17 protein-coding genes and 2 pseudogenes are annotated in these 21,734 nt (G+C 59.9%); 13 read left to right on the top strand and 6 right to left on the bottom strand.

Going from position 1 to position 21,734, the window contains the following annotated elements; genetic code table 11:
- Positions 1-15: 15 nt before the first annotated feature.
- On the bottom strand, positions 16-1,659 hold the full coding sequence (locus ACV229_RS36910; protein WP_448087990.1) for an MFS transporter: 1,644 nt from the start codon (positions 1,657-1,659) through the stop codon (positions 16-18).
- Here ACV229_RS36910 and ACV229_RS36915 point away from each other — a divergent pair.
- Positions 1,573-2,104, top strand: a pseudogene (locus ACV229_RS36915) (response regulator); the annotation flags it as partial. The gene ACV229_RS36910 and the pseudogene ACV229_RS36915 overlap by 87 nt on opposite strands.
- A gap of 28 nt (positions 2,105-2,132) precedes the next feature.
- On the opposite strand, the gene ACV229_RS36920 reads toward ACV229_RS36915, so the two are convergent.
- Both ACV229_RS36920 and ACV229_RS36925 read right to left on the bottom strand, forming a co-directional pair.
- Entirely contained in the window at positions 2,133-3,860 is a 1,728-nt protein-coding gene (locus ACV229_RS36920; RefSeq protein WP_448087991.1) for a methyl-accepting chemotaxis protein, read from the bottom strand.
- Positions 3,861-4,158: 298 nt separating this feature from the next.
- Positions 4,159-4,527: pseudogene (locus ACV229_RS36925) on the bottom strand (IS3-like element ISAcsp5 family transposase); the annotation flags it as partial.
- A gap of 585 nt (positions 4,528-5,112) precedes the next feature.
- On the opposite strand from ACV229_RS36925, the gene ACV229_RS36930 reads away from it, so the two are divergent.
- The 8 genes from ACV229_RS36930 (at position 5,113) to ACV229_RS36965 (ending at position 14,329) form a co-directional block, all read left to right on the top strand.
- On the top strand, positions 5,113-6,765 hold the full coding sequence (locus ACV229_RS36930; RefSeq protein ID WP_448087992.1) for a methyl-accepting chemotaxis protein: 1,653 nt from the start codon (positions 5,113-5,115) through the stop codon (positions 6,763-6,765).
- Complete coding sequence (locus ACV229_RS36935; RefSeq protein ID WP_448087993.1) at positions 6,765-7,076, top strand: hypothetical protein; 312 nt, start codon at positions 6,765-6,767, stop codon at positions 7,074-7,076. The genes ACV229_RS36930 and ACV229_RS36935 overlap by 1 nt, the downstream gene beginning before the upstream one ends.
- A 196-nt stretch (positions 7,077-7,272) precedes the next feature.
- Positions 7,273-10,344: an EAL domain-containing protein gene (locus tag ACV229_RS36940; protein ID WP_448087994.1), complete on the top strand. Its 3,072-nt coding sequence runs from the start codon at positions 7,273-7,275 to the stop codon at positions 10,342-10,344.
- A gap of 102 nt (positions 10,345-10,446) precedes the next feature.
- Positions 10,447-10,875, top strand: a complete 429-nt coding sequence (locus ACV229_RS36945) for a cation:dicarboxylate symporter family transporter (RefSeq protein WP_448088016.1) — start codon at positions 10,447-10,449, stop codon at positions 10,873-10,875.
- A 668-nt stretch (positions 10,876-11,543) separates the two neighbouring features.
- On the top strand, positions 11,544-13,193 hold the full coding sequence (locus ACV229_RS36950) for a methyl-accepting chemotaxis protein (RefSeq protein WP_448087995.1): 1,650 nt from the start codon (positions 11,544-11,546) through the stop codon (positions 13,191-13,193).
- Positions 13,193-13,504 carry a hypothetical protein gene (locus ACV229_RS36955; RefSeq protein WP_448087996.1) on the top strand — a complete coding sequence of 104 codons (312 nt, stop codon included), beginning with the start codon at positions 13,193-13,195 and terminating at the stop codon, positions 13,502-13,504. The genes ACV229_RS36950 and ACV229_RS36955 overlap by 1 nt, the downstream gene beginning before the upstream one ends.
- 108 nt (positions 13,505-13,612) lie before the next feature.
- Positions 13,613-13,813 (top strand): hypothetical protein, encoded by a 201-nt coding sequence (locus ACV229_RS36960; protein WP_448087997.1) that lies wholly within the window; start codon positions 13,613-13,615, stop codon positions 13,811-13,813.
- 327 nt (positions 13,814-14,140) lie between these two features.
- Positions 14,141-14,329 (top strand): 4-oxalocrotonate tautomerase, encoded by a 189-nt coding sequence (locus ACV229_RS36965; RefSeq protein ID WP_448087998.1) that lies wholly within the window; start codon positions 14,141-14,143, stop codon positions 14,327-14,329.
- A gap of 23 nt (positions 14,330-14,352) precedes the next feature.
- On the opposite strand, the gene ACV229_RS36970 is transcribed toward ACV229_RS36965, so the two are convergent.
- The 3 genes from ACV229_RS36970 to ACV229_RS36980 form a co-directional block, all read right to left on the bottom strand.
- Complete coding sequence (locus ACV229_RS36970; RefSeq protein WP_448087999.1) at positions 14,353-15,027, bottom strand: GntR family transcriptional regulator; 675 nt, start codon at positions 15,025-15,027, stop codon at positions 14,353-14,355.
- A gap of 247 nt (positions 15,028-15,274) precedes the next feature.
- Positions 15,275-16,588: an NAD(P)/FAD-dependent oxidoreductase gene (locus tag ACV229_RS36975; RefSeq protein WP_448088000.1), complete on the bottom strand. Its 1,314-nt coding sequence runs from the start codon at positions 16,586-16,588 to the stop codon at positions 15,275-15,277.
- 3 nt (positions 16,589-16,591) lie between these two features.
- Entirely contained in the window at positions 16,592-17,440 is an 849-nt protein-coding gene (locus ACV229_RS36980) for a VOC family protein (RefSeq protein WP_448088001.1), read from the bottom strand.
- A 333-nt stretch (positions 17,441-17,773) separates the two neighbouring features.
- Here ACV229_RS36980 and ACV229_RS36985 point away from each other — a divergent pair, with 333 nt between their 5' ends.
- From ACV229_RS36985 to glnQ, 4 genes are all read left to right on the top strand, one after another.
- On the top strand, positions 17,774-18,922 hold the full coding sequence (locus tag ACV229_RS36985; protein WP_448088002.1) for an NAD(P)/FAD-dependent oxidoreductase: 1,149 nt from the start codon (positions 17,774-17,776) through the stop codon (positions 18,920-18,922).
- Between the two features lie 592 nt (positions 18,923-19,514).
- The gene (gene glnH / locus ACV229_RS36990; RefSeq protein ID WP_448088003.1) at positions 19,515-20,270 is read left to right on the top strand and encodes a glutamine ABC transporter substrate-binding protein GlnH; all 756 of its coding nucleotides are present in this window, start codon (positions 19,515-19,517) and stop codon (positions 20,268-20,270) included.
- A gap of 66 nt (positions 20,271-20,336) precedes the next feature.
- Complete coding sequence (gene glnP, locus ACV229_RS36995; RefSeq protein WP_448088004.1) at positions 20,337-20,993, top strand: glutamine ABC transporter permease GlnP; 657 nt, start codon at positions 20,337-20,339, stop codon at positions 20,991-20,993.
- Positions 20,990-21,718 carry a glutamine ABC transporter ATP-binding protein GlnQ gene (glnQ, locus tag ACV229_RS37000; protein ID WP_448088005.1) on the top strand — a complete coding sequence of 243 codons (729 nt, stop codon included), beginning with the start codon at positions 20,990-20,992 and terminating at the stop codon, positions 21,716-21,718. The genes glnP and glnQ overlap by 4 nt, the downstream gene beginning before the upstream one ends.
- Positions 21,719-21,734: the final 16 nt, after the last annotated feature.

Below are 21,734 nucleotides of genomic sequence, written 5' to 3' on the forward strand. Positions count from 1 at the left end.
CATCAATACGCTCTGTCAGTTCTCGATATGTTCGAGTGAACGACGTCGTGTCTCTGCGCCGAACGTGCATAGGCAGATCGCGAAGATGACCAGGACAATGTCGACGGCGATGAGGATCCCGCTCATCTTGTAGGCGGTATATATCGCGGGCACCGCAATCTGAACCCCGATCTGAAGTCCACGAGATACCGAACTGGTAAGGCCCACGCCGCGCGATCGCAGCTTCGTCGGGAAAATTTCTGAGAGATAGGTTCCTTGGCCAACCGTCATAAGAATCTGGGCAAGCATCATGAACACAAATCCCGTTGCGAGCATCATGAAGACCGGCTGATTGCTCGACATGAGATAGAAGGGAGAGAATGCGACGGCGAGGACTGCTGCCCCAGCAAGGAGCACTTTTCGTCCGACCTTGTCGATGATGATGATCAGAAGGATGCCGCTGATCGGCTGGCCAATCGATACGATGGCGTTCCAGCGCAATGCGTCCTCCATCGTGTGCCCTTGGGAAACAAAAAACGTGGGGAGCCAGGTGACGAGACCATAGAGGCAAACCTGCATGGTCACCATGACGAGCAACCCGATGCAGGTGCTGCGCAGATAGCGGTTCGAGAATAGCTCTCGCGCTTTCACCTTTGCCGGCGGCAAGGTATTTTGTACGCGCAGTGTCTGATCAGCGGGAAGCGGGGGCGGCTTTTCCCCGCTATACGCAATGCGTTCGATCTGATCCAGCACTTCGCGAGCTTCAGCGATTCGACTTTTGCTCTCGAGCCATCGCGGTGACTCGGGCATGTAGCGGCGGAAAAACCAAACAATTCCGGATCCGACGGCCGCGATCATGAACATGTAGCGCCAGCCAAGGTGCGGGATTACCCATGCACCACAAAAGCTAGCGGCGAAGCCTCCGCCGTGGGAGATGAACGACATGATTGCGGACAATCGCCCGCGCGTGTGTGGCGGAACAAACTCTGCGAGCGCGCTGTATCCAAGAACAAGTTCTGCCCCGAGGCCGATCCCCATAACAAATCGCAGTGCGATCAGAGCGTTCATGTTCGGTGCGAAAAACGCTGCGAACGCAGCTCCACCAAAGATCAGAAGGTTGATCTGGTAGCCTTTTTTGCGGCCGAAGTGATCTCCAAGAAGGCCGGCCATCCATCCGCCTGCGAGCAAGCCCGCAAAAGTCACGCTGACGAAAACGCTGGTGAGGTGAAAGTTGCTCCATCCGGACTTTTGCAATGCGGCTAGGACACTCCCGGCGAGGAAGGTCTCGGACGATTCGACAAACAACCCCGCCGCGATGATCGCCATGATGCGGAAGTGGAAAGCACCGACAGGGAGTCGGTCGAGTCGGATCGCCGATTCGTTATACGTAGTGGCGATCCGACTGTCCGATTCGTGTGCGTCGAGTTGCAGGGTCGTAGTAGCAGTTGTCATGTCGATTGCGGTCCTGACAATGCAGATTCCCGCCTCCAAGTGCATGTTTCGAGTTAACTTTGAGTCAGTCGAAATATTCACACAAATGCTTATTTTGGGGTTGTGTATGCGATTTTGGTATAGATGGTTATTTTCGGGCTGACTGCGGCCCTTTTTCTGCTCCTGCTCGACACGGCCATGCCTGGCATCAGCGGAATCGCGTTGCTTCACCGCGTGCGCGGTGCGCATCCCGCGTTGCCGATCCTCATCCTGAGCGTGCACGACGAGGCACAGATCGTTTCCCGAGCACTTCGTGCCGGCGCGAACGGCTATGCCACCAAGGACAGCGATCCAGAAATCCTTCTCGACGCGATCCGCAGGCTGGCGGCCGGCGGCCGCTACATCGATCCCAAACTGGTCGACACAATCGTTTTCGACGCGTCGTCCGCCGATGAAGCCGGCCTCGAAATATTGTCCGACCACGAGTTTCAGGTCTTTCAAATGCTTGCCGCCGGCCAGAGCATCAATAGACATCGCCAACACGTGGACGCGCAGCGCAAAGACGAACAGTACGTACAAGAAACGTCTGATGCAGAAGCTCAAGATCGTCAACAGCGCGGAATTGATCCACTATGCGATCTCGCACAACCTCGTGAACAGCGGCAACCTTGCAGAGGAAAAGCAACAAGCCTGACCTTTGTCGATGACTTGTGCCAGCGACGCTAAATCGTCTGCCAATCTTCTGTCCCATCGGTGGAAACGAGTGCCGGCGCAAGCTGGAGGGCTGCAGGCGACGATGCCGCTTTGCCACGTAGCAGTGTTCGACAGACGGCTGGTGTGCGGTTCGCCGCACGCTGCAGGACTTGGCCCGACCGCGATCCGTCCACGCGGAAGAAGGCTACCGCTTCGGTTAACTGTTGCCCCTGCGTCTCTAGCGACGCCGAGGCGGCAGCCGCTTCTTCGACCAGCGCGGCGTTCTGCTGCGTGACTTCGTCCATCTGCGTAACGGCAACGTTGACCTGCTCGATGCCGCGGCTCTGCTCGCGCGAGGCGGCGGCGATCTCGCCGATGATGTCGGTCACGCGGGCCACGGCGTGTGTGACCTCGGTCATGGTCGTGCCTGCCTCGCCTGCGAGTGCCGAGCCGTCGCGGATTTTCTGCACCGACGAGGTAATGAGCTCCTTGATTTCCTTCGCCGCGCTCGACGAGCGTTGCGCCAGACTGCGCACCTCGCTCGCGACCACGGCGAAGCCGCGGCCCTGCTCGCCCGCACGTGCAGCCTCGACGGCTGCATTGAGCGCCAGGATGTTGGTCTGAAACGCGATGCCTTCGATGATGCTGGTGATGTCCGCGATCTTTGTCGAGCGCTCGCTGATTTCGGCCATCGTGTCGACCACCTGCCCGACCGCGGTGCTCCCCTTTTGCGCGACTTCCGATGCGTTGGTCGCCAGCGCGCTCGCTTGCTGAGCGTTCTCCGCGTTTTGCTTCACCGTAGACGTAAGCTCGTCCATGCTCGACGCCGTTTCCTGCAGCGACGAGGCCTGTTGCTCGGTGCGCGAGGACAGGTCTTGGTTGCCCGCTGCGATCTGACGCGATCCCGTGGCAATGCTATCGGCAGAGGTGCGAACCTGGCCGATCAGCCGCATGAGGCTCGCCTGCATCTCGCCCATCGAGCGCAGCACGCTGCCCGCAGGCGCCGCTTGCGCGCCCGCCACCGGGCTCAGATCGCCGCTGGCGACACGCCGCGTCACCTCGCTGAGTTCCGCCGGTTCGGCGCCGAGAGCGCGCGTCAGGCTGCGGGTGATCAGTAGCGCGGCGACGACCGCAATCGCAAGCGACGCCACGACGATGCCGAGAAAGAGCGCCCGCTGGCTCGCGTAACGATCAGCCGCATCGCGCACCATATGTTCGCCGCGCTCGCGCGTGTAGTCGCTGTAAGCGTTCGTGGCCTTGACGAGCTGAGCGAGCAACGGCCGACACTGCTCGTTCATCATCGTGATCGCTTCGTCACGCCGGTTGTTCAGGGCGGCATTCACGATCGTCAGCGCGACGGGACCATACTGGCTTTCGATATGGTCGATGTCGGAGACCATGCTGCGGGCCTGCTCGCTCGCATCCGTTGCATTGGCGATCGCCCGCTTGAGTTCGCCAAGCCGCGCCTGTACATCGGCGTGTGCTTGGGTCACCTCGGTTTTTTCCATTTCGACGTCGGCTGGCTTCGTCACCAGCACGAGGTTGCGCGCGGCGATCGCGCGGCGGTCCACGGCGGTACGAACTCGCTCTGCGAGCATCCCGCGCGCGCCGATGCCGGTGACATATGTCACGAACCGCGCATTGCCGTCGGCCAGCGCCTGCAATGCAAACAGCGCAACAGCCAGCACCAATGCGGTCAGCATGCCGAAGGTCATGGTCAGCTTTGCTCGCACCGTCATATGTCGGATGAATTTCATATCTGATGTCCCTGTCACAGAGCCTCATTAAGGATGGTACCGATCATGCTTCAACCGGACTCGCGGACGCTTCTCCAAGTGGGATATCGGCAGCATCGAGTGAGGGGTTAAATCATATTGTTGTTGGCAACCGTATGCGTTAGGGTTCAGGAATACGCATTACCTGTCTGTCGCGGCCCGATGACATCCGACGCAACAACGGAAGGGCGGTTTTTATAGACCGCATACCGTCGATCAACAGGACGTCAGGCGTCGCATAATGGCGCACGCTGGCGCAATGCCGAATCGCTGTCGAGCTTTAAGTGGACGGTCCGAGGCAATCACGCTGCCGATTTGATCGCATGCAGCGTCGCGAGGTATACCTCTCTGACATCTGATCCGCCAGGCTCGAATGGGGCCGTTTCCGGTTGTCCAAGCAGATGTACTTGCCGATGGAGCGCGACCTGCTCGTACGCCTTCAGGTGGACCTCTTCGTACGTGATACGGTGTCACACTCGCTCGACGAACACGTTGTCCCGCCAGCTTCCCTTGCCGTTCATCGACAGCCGGATGTCTCGCCAAGCAAGGCTTGCGTGAACGCATTCGCCGAGAACTGACTGCCCTGATCCGTATTCACGATGTCGGGCTGTCCGTACCGGGCGAACGCTTCTTCAAGCGCATGACCACATCGACAACGTCGACATCAAACCAAAAGTACTGTGCAGAAACTGAACACAGTAAAAGCTCCACAAGGCCGCTGATACAAGGACTTACAACGGATTGGCACACCGTTGTTAGTGCAGGCAGCTTCATCACCCTAAAATTCGCTGAGGCTGCATTGCCGCAACTGACCGCCGTGCAATGCTAGGAGATCGACCACTTGTTCCGGCAAGGCGTCGAAGACACCACGGCACGTGTCGATGAGATTGTGATGCTTGGCGCGTGCAACTCAACGTTGCTCGAACAAACCAATATCCCGTTGGCTACGCTGGGGAAGAAGGGTTTTATGCTGCGATAAATCTGTCTCCATCGGTTTCATGCACTGCGTTCAGTTCTCGATGTGTCGTGCCGTAAGGCGTCCGTCCGCAGCGGTCGTCGGTTTGCCCCACCTTGCGGAAGGTGTGGATTTTGCGTTCTGACTGAGTGATGTGCGGCGGATATGTCCCGCGCGCAAGGTTGGTTGAGAACGAGGCGCAATTGTCGATAACCGCAATGGACATCCTCCACTTGGACGTCCGTATCCACGAATGCCTTTCAGGAAAAGGTCTCGAAAGTGAAACTGTCATTCTCTCAAAAGCTGTGGTTGCCGCTTGCCCCGAGTCTTCTGTGTCTGGTGTGCCTTACGGTCGTTGACGCCTATCGTACGCGTGAAATCCGCCTCGAAGAAAGAAAGGCGGATCTGGGCCACGCGACCGAGCTTGCGCTGGCGGTAGTCAAGACGTTTGCCGATCAGGCTAGGGCGGGAGCCATGACATTGGACGATGCGAAGAAAAAGGCCATGGATGCGGTGCGCAACATGCGCTATGGCGGATCGACCGGTTATTTCACCATCCTGAGTCCTGAAGCGGTCGTCCTGATGCATCCGATCAAGGCCGAGCTACAGGGCAAGAACATGATCGGGCTCAAGGATCCGAACGGCGTGGCCATCTACCAGGATGTGCTCGACCAGATCAAGCGGGATGGCAAGGGGTTCACCCGTTACTCTTTTGCAAAGCCCGGCTCAAGCGACGTGCTGCCGAAGATTTCCTATAACGCGGCTTATCAGCCCTGGGACTGGATTTTCACGACAGGCGTCTATGTCGACGACATCGACGCCGCTTTTCACACCACGCTCTACGGGAGTTTCGGTTTGCTGGTGGTAGTGGCGGCGCTGCTTTCGCTCGTGGTCGGACTGATCAACCGCGGTGTTTTGCGCACGATTGGCGGCGAGCCCGTGCACGTCGCCAAGGTCGTCGGGCAGATTGCCGAAGGCGACCTTCAGCCGCCGATCGATACGAAAACGATTGACGGTAACAGTGTCTTGCACGCAGTCGTGGGGATGCAGCGCCGCCTTGCGGCCACGATCGGTTCGATTCGCACCGGTGCCGAATCGGTGACGGTGGCGTCGCGAGAAATCGCGAGCGGCAATACCGACCTGTCGGCGCGCACGGAAGAGCAGGCCGCATCGCTCGAGGAAACGGCGTCGAGCATGACGCAGTTGACGGAAACCGTGAAGCAGAATGCCGACAACGCGCGGCAGGCCAACGCGCTGGCGACGCGCGCGACCGACGTGGCCGATGCTGGCAACGAGGCGGTGCAGGGGATGGTCCAGACCATCGACCATATCAATAGCAGTTCGAGCAAGATTTCCGAGATCACGGGCACGATCGAGGGCATCGCATTCCAGACGAACATTCTGGCGCTGAACGCAGCCGTCGAGGCTGCCCGTGCGGGCGAACAGGGGCGTGGCTTCGCGGTGGTGGCGAGCGAGGTGCGCAGCCTCGCGCAGCGCTCGGCTGCGGCCGCGAAGGAGATCGAGGAGTTGATCAGTTCGTCGGTGCAGATGATCCAGGACGGCGCGAAACAGGCGAGTGAAGTCGGCGCGACGATGGGCGAGGTGAAGCGGGCGATCAAGCAGGTGTCGGACATCGTCGGCGAGATCGCGGCGGCCTCGGAAGAGCAGAGCCGCGGCATCGAGCAGGTCAACCAGGCCGTCAATCAGATGGACGAGGTCACACAGCAGAATGCGGCACTCGTGGAGCAGGCCGCAGCAGCAGCGCAATCCCTCGAGGAGCAGGCCAGGAATCTAGGCGATGCCATGTCAGTGTTCAAGCTCGCTGACGCGGGGCAGCCGGTCTCGCGCGCAATTGTCACGCAGAGCCGGATACGCGCTGCCCCCGCCGTGACAGCACCCAGTCCGGCTGGCGAAACTTGGGAGACCTTCTGATGGACGCGCAGAAAACTGGCGATACCGGGCCTGTCATGGATGAGTGGGCGAGCGACCTGGAAGTCAACGTTGAAGTGGTCTCGCGCATTGGAGCCCGGATGGTGGTGCTGTGCAAGTTCGTTGATGCCGTATTGCCTCAACTGAACGCTGCTCAATGTCGGGAGATTGAGCTGCTATTCCGGCATGGTGTTGAAGACGCTATGTCGTATGCGGACGATATCCCGCTGTTGGGGACGTATCAGCGGACGCTGCTTGAGCAGACAAACATCCTGCTGATCGCGCTTGGACACAAAGGTGCCAATAGGCATTGAATCTGTTGCTGTGGACGTCCTGCCCTTCGCTGTGGCCCACCATCCCGGGAAGGGGCGGATGAGCGCGCCGCGCGACGACCATGGGCTTTTCCTCGCGTTCGTCAGGGGGCGGCCACAGCCTTGAGGCATCTATACAGCGCCGATTGAGGCGGCAAGCGTATCCGCAGTCATCATCGCTTTTACACGGGGCTTTTTGTTGACATTCGACATTGCGCTTTGGACGGCACGGTTCTCGGATATCGCGAGGGAAATGGATAGCCTGGCGGCGCGTGAGCACTGCGGTGCAATGCGCCTGCACGCTCTTTCGCAACGGCTGCGAGACCTGAGTGCTGCAGCTGCGGCGGATATCGGCACAGAGATTTCGAGGCGTGACGAAATACGCGAAGCGCTGGCCGACCGTGAGAGGCAGTTTCGTTCGTTCGCGGAAGACCTTCCCGAACACATCGTGCGATGGGACTGCGCCGGCAACTACCTGTACGTCAATCCGACCCATGAGCGGACCTTGGGCAAACCGGCGACGGATCTGATCGGGTCGCGTATTCCAGAGTCGCACGCCCAGGTGGTCGCGGGGATCGCCCACATCGTGAGCACTGGCGAGGCGTTGCCGTTCGTGCGCCAGGAACTGTTCGACGATAACCGTGTGCGGCACGTCCATGAGGGCAGCATGATCCCGGAGAGAAATGTGGACGGTACGATCGTCAGCATCCTTGGGATCGGTCGCGATATCACTGGCCAGCTGATGACGGAGGAAGCGCTCATCGCAAGCGAACGCCATTTTCGAACACTCGCCGAGAATCTGCCGAATCTTCTTGTCCGTCACACTCCGGATGCGCGGTTCGCTTACCTGAATCGTGCGTTGGAAACGTTGCTGGGTTACCGAACGAGCGAGGTGGCCGATAGATTGCCGCGAGAGGTGTTTCCCGATGGACGCTTCGACGCGTACGAAGACGCCATTCGCGAAGTGGTTCGAACCGGAAGTGAACGCAGGCTGGAGTTGTCCGTGGTGACGGTGGACGGACAGCAACAGTTGCATCATGTTCACTTGGTGGCTGAGCGCGACGAAGCCGGCGCAGTGGCTTCGGTGCTGGTCATCGGCTATGACGTTACCAAAGAGCGGCGTGCCGAGGCGGAGCAGCAAGCCCAGTACGCGAGGATTCTCGAGCTCAACAAACGGCTCGAGGAAAAAACGCGCGCTATAAGTGACGCACGCACACGGCTGCGCGTCTTACTGCAGGCCCTTCCCGACATGATATGGATGAAGGACACCGAGGGCGTGTACCTCGATTGCAACCATGCGTTCGAGCGAGCAATCGGAAGGCGGAGGCAGGAAATCGTCGGGAAGGCCGATCACGACCTGTTCGATGCGGAACTCGTCGAATCGGTTCGTGAGAACGATATCGCCGCAATTGAAGCGGGTAGCGTTCGCGTGTACGAGGAATGGCATACCTATCCGGACACCGGTGAGAGGGGGCTGATCGAGAAGCGCAAGGTTCCCGTGTACGACGCCGCCGGCACCTTGATGGGCGTGCTGGGCGTCGCGCGCGATGTCATGGAGCACAGACGAGTCGAGAAGATGCTCGCGAGCCGTGAACGGGAGTTCCGAACCCTGGTCGAGCACTCTCCCGATACGGTGGTTCGCTATGGTCGGGATCTTCGGCGCCTGTATGCCAATCCGACTTTCAAGGCACTGGTCGTCGGCGGCGACGACGCGTTGATCGACAATAAACCATCGGAAAGCCCGGGAGGCCCAGACACGATTCTCTACGAGCAAAAGCTGGTCGAGGTGTTCGAAAGCGGAAACGAGCTGGAATTCGAATTGACGTGGACCGGCAAAGACGCAGTGTCTCGATGCACGCTGATCCGGCTGGCGCCGGAGTATGGCGCCGACGGTGTGGTGGAAACCGTGCTGGCAGTAGGGCGCGACATCACGGAGCTGTGCGCGTCACGCGAGAAGATCCAGCGGCTTGCCTATTCCGATCCGCTCACTTCGTTGCCGAATCGCGCCTCGTTCAACGAACTTCTGCGGCAGACGTTCGGGTCCGGCTCCGGGCATCGCCCGGCGGGTGCGGTGATGATGATCGACCTGGATCGGTTCAAGGGCGTGAACGACACCTTGGGCCATGCGGTAGGCGACGAGCTGTTGCGTGAGGCTGCCGAACGCCTGAGCCGATGCATTCGCTCAGGCGATACGGTGGCGCGTCTTGGTGGCGACGAGTTCGCCGTTCTGCTGCCGGAAATTCAAAACCGCTGGGTCCTGGAAGATATTGCAGGGAGGATCATAGGCAGGTTCGACGATGGTTTCATGCTCAACGACAAAGAGGTGTTCGTCTCCTGCAGCGTCGGCATTGCGCTGTATCCGTTCGACAGCGCCGAAGCGGACGACCTGATGAAATACGCCGACTCGGCGATGTATTTGGCCAAGCGCTGCGGCCGTCGCAGCTTCCGCTTCTACTCGGAAGCGCTGACGCACGATGCCGCCACGCGCCTCGCGCTGGAGTCGGGACTCCGGCACGCCGTCGAGCGTGGAGAACTCGAATTGCACTACCAGGCCAAGGTGTCGCTCGCGGATAACCGGGTGATCGGTTCGGAGGCGTTGCTGAGGTGGCGCCGGCCCGACGTTGGCGTCGTTGCGCCGAACGAATTCATAGCAGTTGCCGAGGAAACGGGCTTGATCGTGGATCTCGGCAACTGGGTGCTGCGCGAAGCCTGCCGTGCAGCAGTTGAATGGAACGTCGATGGAACCACCAGGCACACTGTGGCAGTCAACCTGTCGGCCCGCGAGTTTCAATCCCGAGATCTCGCCCGCACGGTCGAGCAAATCCTCGCCGAGACTGGCTGCCGGCCAGAATGGCTGGAGATCGAAATCACGGAAAGCCTGCTGCTGGAAACGGATGAAACCGTACTGAGCACGCTATTGGCCTTTGGGTCGATGGGGCTGTCAATCGCGATCGACGATTTCGGCACGGGATATTCGTCGCTGGGCTATCTGGCGCGGTTTCCCATCGACACGCTGAAGATCGACAGATCATTCGTCCATAAGGCGGTGATCGATCGACGCCATGCGGAGTTGGTCAAGGCGATCTTGTCCATTGCAAGGTGCTTGGGGCAGGAGGTTGTTGCGGAAGGCGTCGAGACGGCTGAACAGGCGGCCTTTCTTCGGGCGAACGGATGCCGGTTCGCACAGGGGTTCCTCTACGGCAGGCCGCTGCCGAAGTCCAGTATCGGCGACCCGCTGCGCATGAGTTCCCTCGGGGGCAGCCGTGGATAAATCCACACATCGGGGAATAGTACGTCAGCTCGGAAACGAGGACCCGACGACGCTTCGGCACCGCGTCGTCTGAAGCTGTCATGCCAAGTTTGCTTCGCAAGCATTGAGAATGCTGGTTGCCAGAAGCAGGTGGTGGGCTTCGTGCTGCCTGCCGGTCTGTCTTTCAATCTGGACGGTTCGTCGATCTACTTCGTCATGGCGGTTGTATTCGTTGCACCGGCCTGCAACGTGCCTGTGACATTCGGGCAAGAATTGTCCCTAATCCTGATCTTCATGCTCACATCGAAAGGGATTGCCAGTGTTGCAGGTGCAGGCTTCGTCGCACTCGCCTGCACGCTGTCGATGTACCACGAAGTGCCGCTGGCGGGCATCGTTCTTCTTCTTGGTGTGGATCGATTCATGGATTCAATGCGGACCGTCACCAATCTCACTGGAAATGCACTTGTTACGTTGGTGATCGCCAAATGGGAGAGCGCCCGCGATGACGAGGGGATGCGGCGTGCTTTTGAAGGGGAAAGCGAGAGGAACTGATAAACGAGGCTGAATCAATATTGGGAGCTGTTCAGGGTCGAGAGTTAGTCGTCGACGAGTGTTGTTCAAAAACTGGACACATCCAAAGCGTACCAAACCCGCAGATACAAGGGCTTGCAATGGATTGGCCCTTCGTTGTTAGCGCTGACAGTTCCATCACGCTAGAATGCTCTGGCGAAACACCGGCGGCATCGCATAAAGACAGCACCGTTTGCCCCTTCTCGCCTGGCTCCAGAGGTGCGCGAGATCCTCGCGGCAACGGTTGCCCATGACGCGCGCCCACTGGAGTCGCTGCCATTTCCGCAGATGCGCCATGCTTACCGGCAAATCGGCGCGATGCTGGGTGACGAGCCGCTACCGGTACGAGAAGTCCGCGAAATGCATGCGGACGGCCCGGCAGGGTCTATTCCACTTCGGCTATACCTGCCGGAGAACGTCGGTGCAGCACCGCATGCTTTAACTGTCTACCTCTACAGGGGCTGCTGGTCGGTGGGCGATCTTCTTCGCGGGTCTGGTTTCATGTGGTGTTCAATCGGCCATTGCGCTATCAGCGTTCGGACCGGGTGCCTAGGTCCGGGTCAGCCTTGCCCCGCACGGTATCGATGATATTGGTCCACCATAATTGGTGGTACATAGCTTTTCAGTATTCAGGTCATGGGGAAAGGAGCGTGCCGAGTTTCACACGGAGCATCAAGTTCCAGATCGTCCTTGCGTTCGGTGTTTGCGTCGCACTGATGGTTACGCTCGGCGGATTCGGCGTGTATGGCCTGTCGAAAATGAATGCGAACATGAGCGACGCCTATACCGGCAACACCGTTCCGATAAACGACCTGTCAGATATGCGAGCAGCCCAGTTCACTATGCGTCTTGCGTTGCGGCGTATTCAGGTACTGCACGATCCAGGTCGGACGAAGGCCAGCATCGAAGAGATTCGCGCGGCGGAGGAGCGCGCCAGCAAGGCATGGACCGACTACTATCCGGCTGGGATCTCGAGCGACAAGGAGCGCGAAATCGCAGATGGGATCAAGAATGTCTTGCCGCAGTTCATGTCGCGCACAGATGCAGCGGTAGCGGCTGTCGGTGCAGGAAACTATGACACCGCAGGCTCGCTCATTGAAGATCTGGCCCCGAGCGCGACTTCCCTGAGCAAACTGCTCGATGACGATGCGGCGTTGAACCTCGTTCAGGCGAAACAGTTCGCCGACGACAGCGAATCGACTTTCAGGACGATTCTCTGGATTGCGATTGCGCTGATTTGCGCCGGCGCTGTGGTGGCAACCGGCGTATCGATCTATCTGATGCGCTCGATTACGACACCCCTCGGAAAAGCCGTGGATGTTGCCAACAAGATCGCCAACGGCAAGTTGGCGAACGCGATCGTCACTGACTCACGTGACGAATTCGGCAAACTGCTGGAAGCATTGAAGAAGATGGACGGGCAGCTCAGCAATACCGTGCGCGGCATCAAGGCAAGCACGGAATCGGTGACGGTGGCGTCGCGAGAAATCGCGAGCGGCAATACCGACCTGTCGGCGCGCACGGAAGAGCAGGCCGCATCGCTCGAGGAAACGGCGTCGAGCATGACGCAGTTGACGGAAACCGTGAAGCAGAATGCCGACAACGCGCGGCAGGCCAACGCGCTGGCGACGCGCGCGACCGACGTGGCCGATGCTGGCAACGAGGCGGTGCAGGGGATGGTCCAGACCATCGACCATATCAATAGCAGTTCGAGCAAGATTTCCGAGATCACGGGCACGATCGAGGGCATCGCATTCCAGACGAACATTCTGGCGCTGAACGCAGCCGTCGAGGCTGCCCGTGCGGGCGAACAGGGGCGTGGCTTCGCGGTGGTGGCGAGCGAGGTGCGCAGCCTCGCGCAGCGCTCGGCTGCGGCCGCGAAGGAGATCGAGGAGTTGATCAGTTCGTCGGTGCAGATGATCCAGGACGGCGCGAAACAGGCGAGTGAAGTCGGCGCGACGATGGGCGAGGTGAAGCGGGCGATCAAGCAGGTGTCGGACATCGTCGGCGAGATCGCGGCGGCCTCGGAAGAGCAGAGCCGCGGCATCGAGCAGGTCAACCAGGCCGTCAATCAGATGGACGAGGTCACACAGCAGAATGCGGCACTCGTGGAGCAGGCCGCAGCAGCAGCGCAATCCCTCGAGGAGCAGGCCAGGAATCTAGGCGATGCCATGTCAGTGTTCAAGCTCGCTGACGCGGGGCAGCCGGTCTCGCGCGCAATTGTCACGCAGAGCCGGATACGCGCTGCCCCCGCCGTGACAGCACCCAGTCCGGCTGGCGAAACTTGGGAGACCTTCTGATGGACGCGCAGAAAACTGGCGATACCGGGCCTGTCATGGATGAGTGGGCGAGCGACCTGGAAGTCAACGTTGAAGTGGTCTCGCGCATTGGAGCCCGGATGGTGGTGCTGTGCAAGTTCGTTGATGCCGTATTGCCTCAACTGAACGCTGCTCAATGTCGGGAGATTGAGCGGCTATTCCGGCATGGTGTTGAAGACGCTATGTCGTATGCGGACGATATCCCGCTGTTGGGGACGTATCAGCGGACGCTGCTTGAGCAGACAAACGTCCTGCTGATCGCGCTTGGACACAAAGGTGCCAATAGGCATTGAATCTGTTGTTGTCACGGGCTCGATGGTGGTTCCAGATCAACGATATATACAGTGGCAGGGCGGGCTGAAAGCGGTATCAGCAGTCACCATCGCTATCACAAGGGGGCCTTGTTGACATTCGACGTCGCAAGTTGGACGGAACAGTTCGCGGATATCGCCCAGGAAATGGATAGCATCGTGGCGCATGAGCACTGCGGTGCAATGCGCCTGTACGCTCTTTCGCAACGACTGCGAGACCTGAGTGATACAGCTGCGGTGGATAACGTACTGAAGATCCGCCCGCCTCTGCAGTTCGACATCGAGCATTGAGACCTGCTGCTCGACAACGTCGCGACAATTTTGATAACAGGATGACCTGGCAATTCTGGCCGGATAAGTTAGTGCGGGATACTCTCGCGATCGGCAGCCTGTCGGCGAGTTCCCACGAGCAGCGTCCATCCCTTAACCCGGAGCAGTGTATATGGGCTCGATCAGACAAAATCCGCCGACTGATGCGGCTTCCACGAGCCTGCCGCCCGGCAGCCTCGGTTTTGCCGAAACCATCGGCCAACAGGGGAAGCACGCGGAAAGACCATGCCGGAACGTCTCCGGTCGATTAACCGCGCAGGGTCGTCCTGCGAAAATGAAGGAGTCTTGATGCCAATCGTTCGAGTTGAGCTTTCTCCCGGGAGAACTCAGGAGCAGAAGGCGAAGTATGTCGAGGAAGTCACCCGGCTGACGTCCGAAGTGCTGAATTGCCCCGTTGAGTCGATCGATGTCATGTTCATCGAAATTCCGGGTACCAATTGGGCTCACGCCGGCAAGTTCTACGCGGCGCCGAAGTGAGCCGGCTAGCGCGTGCCGTTTGATCAGCAGACCTTGTAGGCGCTGCAATTCCGGAAATAGCCCTGTACTTCGCGCTGGGTCTGCTCAATATGCTTACGAAGCAGGCGGACCGCTTCCTTGACATTGCCGTGTTCGCAGGCGTCAAGGATCTTGACGTGCTCTGCGTGCGAACGCTCGTGTTGAGCAGCCATCGTGACCTGAACGCGGAGCAGGCGCCCCATGTGTTCTTGAACGGATTGAATGGTGGCGATCAGGCGCGGACGGTTCGCGGGTGCATAGAGCGTGTAGTGAAATTCGGCATTCAGATCGCTCCATTCCTGGTCAGTCATGGCGGAGTGACAGGCCGACAAGAGTTCTCGGGCACGCGCGATGTCGACGCTGGCCATATTGGGCACGGCGAGTTCGAGTGCACGACATTCCAGCGCCAGGCGCATATCGAGCATCTCGATATAGTCCATGACGGTCAGCGTGGCGACGACCGCCCCGACATTGGGCGTAAACTTGACCAGCCCCTCGGACTGCAACCGCATCAACGCTTCACGGACGGGAATCTTGCTGACACCAAGCTGAGCCGCAACGTCGTCCTGCCGGATAGGTGAGCCTTCGGGGAGCTCCCCTTCCAGAATTCGTCGTTTCAGCTCCACGTAGGCGCCTTGCGTCGCAGTAACGGTCCTTTTCACGACCTTAGCTTGTGCCATGTTCAACAGATCCTCGGGCTTGTGCCGCACTAACTGTCCGGCGCCAACCTCCACGATGCGCTGCCGCGCGATGCCAGTGCGGGCCTTTATACGGAAGCTGTTTATTGTATACGCAACTCTGCCCCGGAGCATCGACGGCAGTCCGGCTCGAAACGAAAGCGGCCACCGAGGAATGTGACCGATGTATCCCGGCCGCTTGCGTTTGCAATCGGCGGGGTGATCGCGCTGGCGGGGGCAGCGGACCCCGTCAGCTTAACTTGTCCTGAAGTCGCTTGAATCGCGTCGCCGCGGCGACGCCCAACGCTCTGAACTGGTGTAAGGCAACGCCGCGGATATCGGTAACCGGCACAGGCATGTCGGATACGCTTGCTCCCATGACTCGCTTCGCGAGCTCGATTCCGAGAGATGTCGATACCGCGATGCCCCGTCCATTGCAGCCCAGGGATATATGTACGCCCGGCTGCGGCTCATGGACGTGGGGAAGGTGATCGGTCGTCACGGCGAAGTAGCCACTCCACGCATACTTCCACTCGAGCTTGCCGAGGGGGGCGAACAGCTCCTCCCCCGCGCGATGGAGATAGGGGACAATTGCGGAGTGGTTGAGGCCGGCGGTTGCGCCGGAGCCACCCATAACGAGACGTCCGTCAGGAGAAAGGCGAAAGGAGGTCAGTAACTGCCTGGTATCGGAGGCAACGTTTCCGTTCGGAAGGATCGTCTTGCGCATCGCCTCGGGCAACGGCGCCGTGGCGACTTGGGCGGTTCTCACCGGGACGATCGATTTGCGCAGGTGCGGGACGAGGCCCTCGGCATAGGCGCCTGTCGCGATAATGACGTTCTTTCCCTGGACCGATCCGCCTGGCGTTGACACCGTGAAGTTGCCGAGCGACCCCGAGATCGATCGGACTTTTGTCCGATCGAAAATGCGTACGCCCAATCCGAGTGCCGCAATTGCTAGACCGCGAGCATAACTGAGCGGTTGAATCGATCCGCCGCGGGGATCGAGCCAGCCGATGTGGTACTTGCGCGTGCCGAGCTGATCGACGAGTGCTTGACCCTCGAGCAGGCAAGCATCGATGCCTCGTGCTCGCCATGCCTCGCACCGGCGCAGGACGGCCTGAGCGCCCCATTTGGTATATGCGGGTTGAATCCAGCCGGCGTTGTTGGCCGAGCAGTCAATAGCGTACCGGCGAATCATGTCGAATACCCTGGCCGGCGCCGCGCTGCCGAACTCGATCAGGCGACGCCCGGCTTCACCGGGCCACTGCTTCTCGATGATGTCGGGATCTTGCTTCAGCCCGGCGATGACTTGGCCGTTGTTTCGGCCAGACGCGCCCCAACCCGGTTCCGCTGCGTCCAGAACTACGCATGTCAGGCCTGCCTCGGCAAGATGGATCGCCGCCGAGAGTCCCGTAAATCCCGCCCCGATGATGACCACATCGGCATTGTTGTTGCCGGTCAGCGGAGCCATTGCCGGAGCCGGAACGGCTGCTTCTGCCCACAGCGACTGTGGCATTTGCAGTTGCTCACCAAGCAAGAACTGTTCATGGTTGCTGTCAAACACCGTTTAGACCTCTGCGAAGTCGAGGTACGTGCCGCAAGCATACTCCGGGGTCACGCGAATGCGATCGCGGATGCGGACATAGGGTACGCCATTGACTTGCAGCGTTTCCTGCGTCGCATGAAGGTCCTTTACCTGGATACCGATGCTCGTGAGGTAGGGAAGTTCGACACCCTCCAGCGAGATGCCTTCCTTGTTGGCAATTGACGCAGTGACGATGCGAACAATGCCGCCGTCGGGCAGGTTGACGCAAACTTCGTCGGCCGAGCGGACGACACTTGCTTCCCCAAACAGCGGGGCGAGCTCGCGATCGATTCCTTCGAGCGAGTCTGTGACCGACGTCATTTCGAAGACGTCCAGTGCCGTGTTTGCGTGCACGAGATATTCCGGCTTGCGCAGGCGTTCCGGCGTCAGGTGCTGGCACACCAGCGAGGCCATGAGTGCTGGCGCTTCGACCGGATCGAAGAACATCAGGCGGAACGACACCGGCACGTTGCCGGTTCCGAGTTCGAAGTTTCGCGTCAGCTCGCGCGGCTCGGCTGGATGCAGGCCCGCCGCAACTGCGTGTTTGTACAGATCGCGGTTGTCCAGGTCGGAGCGGAAGGCCATGCCCATTTGCCCTTCGCGCGTCGCGAGAAATTTCTCAAGGCCGTGCGTATACCGGGCGGCGTCCGTTATCCCGCGCAGCTCAAGATAGTTCTTTCTCAACATGATGCACCAGTTGCCAGTGCCCCATTCGATATGGCTGCCGCGCGGCGGTACCGTGAAGCCAAGCTTTTCGTAGAGGTTTCGCGATGCTTCCATGTCGCGTACAGCGATAACGGGATGGTCGAAACCCGCGATTCCGATCGACATAAGAACTCCCTGAGATGAAAGGTGGTGCGTGGGCGCGACGCGCGAATCAGCACACTCCAACGGGATTTGACTTCCGGGAACGGGTTGATTGCGGCATCGCTATTTTTGAAATCGTATACGAAAAGTATTAGATGGTGTACTTTGCGTAGCGTGATGCAACAACGAAGTCTGGGCATGGAGCAATCAGCGGCTCCGGACGACGTTGGTGACGTTGGCTGAGTGCGTCGCTTTGATGCACTGCGCTTTCAATCCGGCGACTCAGCAAGACGCCTTCCGTAAGATTTATTCAGGGCACTGGCAATGACCAATCCGCAAACACAGAAATACGACGTCGTGGTGATCGGCGGCGGCATCGTGGGCTCGAGCGTCGCCTACAACATCCTTGTGCAAGCGCCCCAGGTTCGCGTATGCGTTGTCGAGCCGGATCCGACGTATGAATTCGCGTCGGCGCTTCGTTCATCGGGCGGCTGCCGCGTTCAGTATTCGGGCCCGGAGAACATCGAGATGTCGCTTTACAGTCTCGAGTTCATCAAGAACTTCGAGAGCGTGATGACGGCAAACGGCCGGCCCGCGCCAGTGGACTGGGTACAGGGCGGCTACTTGTTCCTGGTGCCGCCGGAAAAGGTGCCGATGCTCGAAAGCAACGTCGAGATCCAGCGCGAACGCGGCGCTCATGTCGACCTGCTGTCACCGGGCGAGCTGAAGGAGCGCTTCCCGTCGATCAACGTTGAGGATCTCGGTGCCGGCGCCCACACGCCCGGAGACGGCTGGTGCGATCCGAATGGTCTGCTTTGGGGATTTCGTCGCAAGGCGATTGAGCTCGGTGCGGACTATTTGAAAGACAAGGTCGTCGGTGCGGAAGTCACGGTTCGCAGCGCGAAGAGCGTGATCCTCGAAAGTGGGGCGCGGCTCGCTGCCGACGCGTTCGTCAATTGCGGCGGCGCGTGGTCGGGCCTGATCGCGAGCATGTTCGGCATGGCTCTGCCGGTCATGCCGATGCGGCGCTTCGAGCATTACTTCACGTGCGGCAACCCAATCGAGCAACTGCCATATGTGAAGGACCTCAGCCGTCTGGCATTCCGGTCCGAAGGCAACGGTTTTTCGGGTGGGCTCGTGGACGGCAGCGAGCGGCGCGGTTTCAACTTCGACGTCGATCACGACTACTTCGAGAATGTGGTCTGGCCCGCTGTTGCGCACCGGTTTCCGCCATTCGAAGCGGCGAAGTGCCATCGTACCTGGTCGGGGCTCTACGAGCAGAACGAGCTCGACGGCAATCCGGTGATCGGCGCGTGGAATTCGGGCCTCAAGAATCTGTACACGGCGGCAGGTTTTTCCGGTCACGGGATGATGCATTCGCCGGCGGCGGGGCGAGGCATCGCTGAGCTGATCGTGCACGGCGCATTCCAGACGATCGATCTGACGAGGCTCGGATATGAGCGGGTGGAGGCTAATCAGCCGTATCCGGAGGTGGGAATTCTGTAGAAAATACTTTCCCTTCGAAAACGGTGAGCGTCATTCGTGGTATCGCGAGGACCGGTGTGCGCGATTCGATGTCGACGCGCACGCCGAGGACTTTCTGCGATCCGAGAGTTGGTCGAGATGTGCTGCCGCGCCCTGACGTACCGTTCGGCCAGTGGTGGTTTCGCGACTCTGTATATCTGATTTTGTTGATGCGTATACGATTTGTTTTTGACGTACTACGCTTTTTCGAACCAAACGACTTGGCAACAGCTCATGGAGAGTCGGTTTGATGAGTGGAGTCAGACAAGATCAGAAGCCGGGGCGTCAATGGTGTCATCGGCAGCGATGCGGTTTATGTGGCTCGAAGAGATTCATGGGAACTGGCATCCAAGTGGTTGATGGCGATCGGATGGCGGGCGTGAGTGCGCCGCATTTTCATCGAGGTCTACGAGCGCTTTCTTGGCCTGAGGAGCTTGTCTCATGACTTTGATTTGGGGTCGTACGGCTCGAATAGCATTACGCGCTTCGCCTCAACGCGCGATTCTTCTTTGAGTTGCTAAACCGTCGCCGAAGCGGCAGTGAGGTAACTTTCCAATTGATAATCGAGGTCACCATGGTACGTCGAAAGCTCTTAATTTCACTGGTCGCTTCCGCATTGTTCGGAGTATTGAGTAACTATGCGAGCGCGGAAACCACACTCGCCGTGGGAACGGATACCTCGTTCATGCCGTTCGAGTTCAAGCAGGGCGACAAGTACGTCGGCTTCGATCTCGACCTGTGGGCGGAGATCGCGAAGGACCAGGGCTGGAAGTACACGATCCAGCCGATGGATTTCGCGGGCCTGATTCCCGCGCTGCAGACGCAGAACATCGACGTCGCGCTGTCCGGGATGACGATCAAGGAGGAGCGGAAGAAGGCGATCGACTTCTCCGCGCCTTACTACGACAGCGGTCTCGCCGCGATGGTGCAGACCGGCAACACGACGATCAAGTCGATCGACGACCTGAACGGCAAGGTGATCGCCGCGAAGACGGGCACCGCGACGATCGACTGGATCAAGGCGCACCTGAAGCCGAAGGAGATCCGCCAGTTCCCGAACATCGACCAGGCGTACCTGGCGCTCGAGGCCGGCCGCGTCGACGCGGCGATGCACGACACGCCGAACGTGCTGTTCTTCGTCAACAACGAGGGCAAGGGCAAGGTGAAGGTCGCGGGCGAGCCGGTCAGCGGCGACAAGTACGGGATCGGCTTCCCGAAGGGCAGCCCGCTCGTCGCGAAGGTGAACGAGGAGCTCGTGAAGATCAAGGCCGACGGCCGCTACGCGCAGATCTACAAGAAGTGGTTCGGCGCCGAGCCGCCGAAGATGTGAGCGTGACGTTGCAGTGTGGCGCGGCCGGGTTGCCGCGCCGGTCTTGAATCGAACGGGGAGCAGCAAGTGAATTTCGATTGGTCGGCAATCTGGGCAGCGCTGCCGGACCTGATGGACGGGGTCCGGCTGACGGTGTTCATTGCATTTTTCGGGTTATTGGGCGGCTTCGTCGTGGGGATGATCGCGGGCATGTTCCGCGCGTACGGGCCGAAGTTCATGAACGTGCTCGCGCAGGTGTACATCGAGCTGATCCGCGGCACGCCGATCGTCGTGCAGGTGATGTTCCTGTATTTCGCGCTGCCGCTGCTTGCGCACATCCGCATCGACGGCCTGACGGCCGCGATCATCGCGATCACGGTGAATTCGGGCGCGTATCTGGCCGAGGTGGTGCGCGGCGCGCTGCTGTCGATTCCGAAGGGGCTGACGGAGGCGGGGCTCGCGATGGGGCTGTCGATGCCGCGCGTGCTGCTGAAGGTGGTCGGGCCGCTCGCGTTCCGGCGGCTGATTCCGCCGCTCGGCAACCAGTGCATCGTGAGCCTCAAGGACACGTCGCTGTTCATCGTGATCGGCGTCGGCGAGCTGACGCGCAAGGGGCAGGAAATCATCGCAGGCAATTTCCAGGCAGTCGAGATCTGGACCGCGGTGGCAGCGATCTACCTGATACTGACCGGCGCGATGACGCTGACGCTGCGCGTGGTCGAACGGAGGATGAAAATCCTATGAGCATGATCGAATTCCAGAACGTGTCGAAGAGCTTCGGCCACGTGCCGGTGCTGAAGCACATCGACCTGAAGATCGACGCGGGCGAGGTCGTCGTCGTGATCGGCCCGTCGGGCTCGGGCAAGTCGACGATGCTGCGCTGTATCAACGCGCTCGAGAAGATCACGGGCGGCGAGCTGCTCGTCGACGGGCAGAGCGTGCGCGGCAACGCGGCGACGATCCGCAATATCCGGCTCGAGGCCGGGATGGTGTTCCAGCAGTTCAACCTGTTCCCGCAGATGACGGCGCTCGAGAACGTGATGTTCGGGCCGATCCAGGTGCGCGGCGCGTCGCGCGCCGACGCGCGCGACCAGGCGATGGCGCTGCTCGACAAGGTCGGCCTCGAATCGCGCGCGAATCACTACCCGTCCGAGCTGTCGGGCGGCCAGCAGCAGCGCGTCGCGATCGCGCGCGCGCTCGCGATCCGGCCCCGGCTGATGCTGTTCGACGAGCCGACGTCGGCGCTCGATCCGGAACTGCGCCACGAAGTGCTGAAAGTGATGCAGGATCTCGCTAACGAGGGGATGACGATGATCGTCGTCACGCACGAGATCGGCTTCGCGAAGCGGGTCGGCACGCGCCTGCTGTTCATGGATCAGGGCGGCATCGCCGTGGATGGCCATCCGACGGAACTGATAGACCAACCACCGACGGCGCGACTGAAAGACTTTCTCAGGCACGTTGCTTGACGGCGGCCCATAGTCA

The sequence above is a fragment of the Burkholderia sp. MR1-5-21 genome, from assembly GCF_053427715.1.

What these genes read in the sequence shown, in the direction of transcription:
- ACV229_RS36910 (WP_448087990.1), bottom strand. Translation starts at nt 1,659, where the DNA reads ATGCGCACCGCGCACGCGGTGAAGCAACGCGATTCCGCTGATGCCAGG.
- ACV229_RS36920 (WP_448087991.1), bottom strand. Translation starts at nt 3,860, where the DNA reads ATGAAATTCATCCGACATATGACGGTGCGAGCAAAGCTGACCATGACC.
- ACV229_RS36935 (WP_448087993.1), top strand. Translation starts at nt 6,765, where the DNA reads ATGGACGCGCAGAAAACTGGCGATACCGGGCCTGTCATGGATGAGTGG.
- ACV229_RS36955 (WP_448087996.1), top strand. Translation starts at nt 13,193, where the DNA reads ATGGACGCGCAGAAAACTGGCGATACCGGGCCTGTCATGGATGAGTGG.
- ACV229_RS36965 (WP_448087998.1), top strand. Translation starts at nt 14,141, where the DNA reads ATGCCAATCGTTCGAGTTGAGCTTTCTCCCGGGAGAACTCAGGAGCAG.
- ACV229_RS36970 (WP_448087999.1), bottom strand. Translation starts at nt 15,027, where the DNA reads ATGGCACAAGCTAAGGTCGTGAAAAGGACCGTTACTGCGACGCAAGGC.
- ACV229_RS36980 (WP_448088001.1), bottom strand. Translation starts at nt 17,440, where the DNA reads ATGTCGATCGGAATCGCGGGTTTCGACCATCCCGTTATCGCTGTACGC.
- glnH (WP_448088003.1), top strand. Translation starts at nt 19,515, where the DNA reads ATGGTACGTCGAAAGCTCTTAATTTCACTGGTCGCTTCCGCATTGTTC.
- glnQ (WP_448088005.1), top strand. Translation starts at nt 20,990, where the DNA reads ATGAGCATGATCGAATTCCAGAACGTGTCGAAGAGCTTCGGCCACGTG.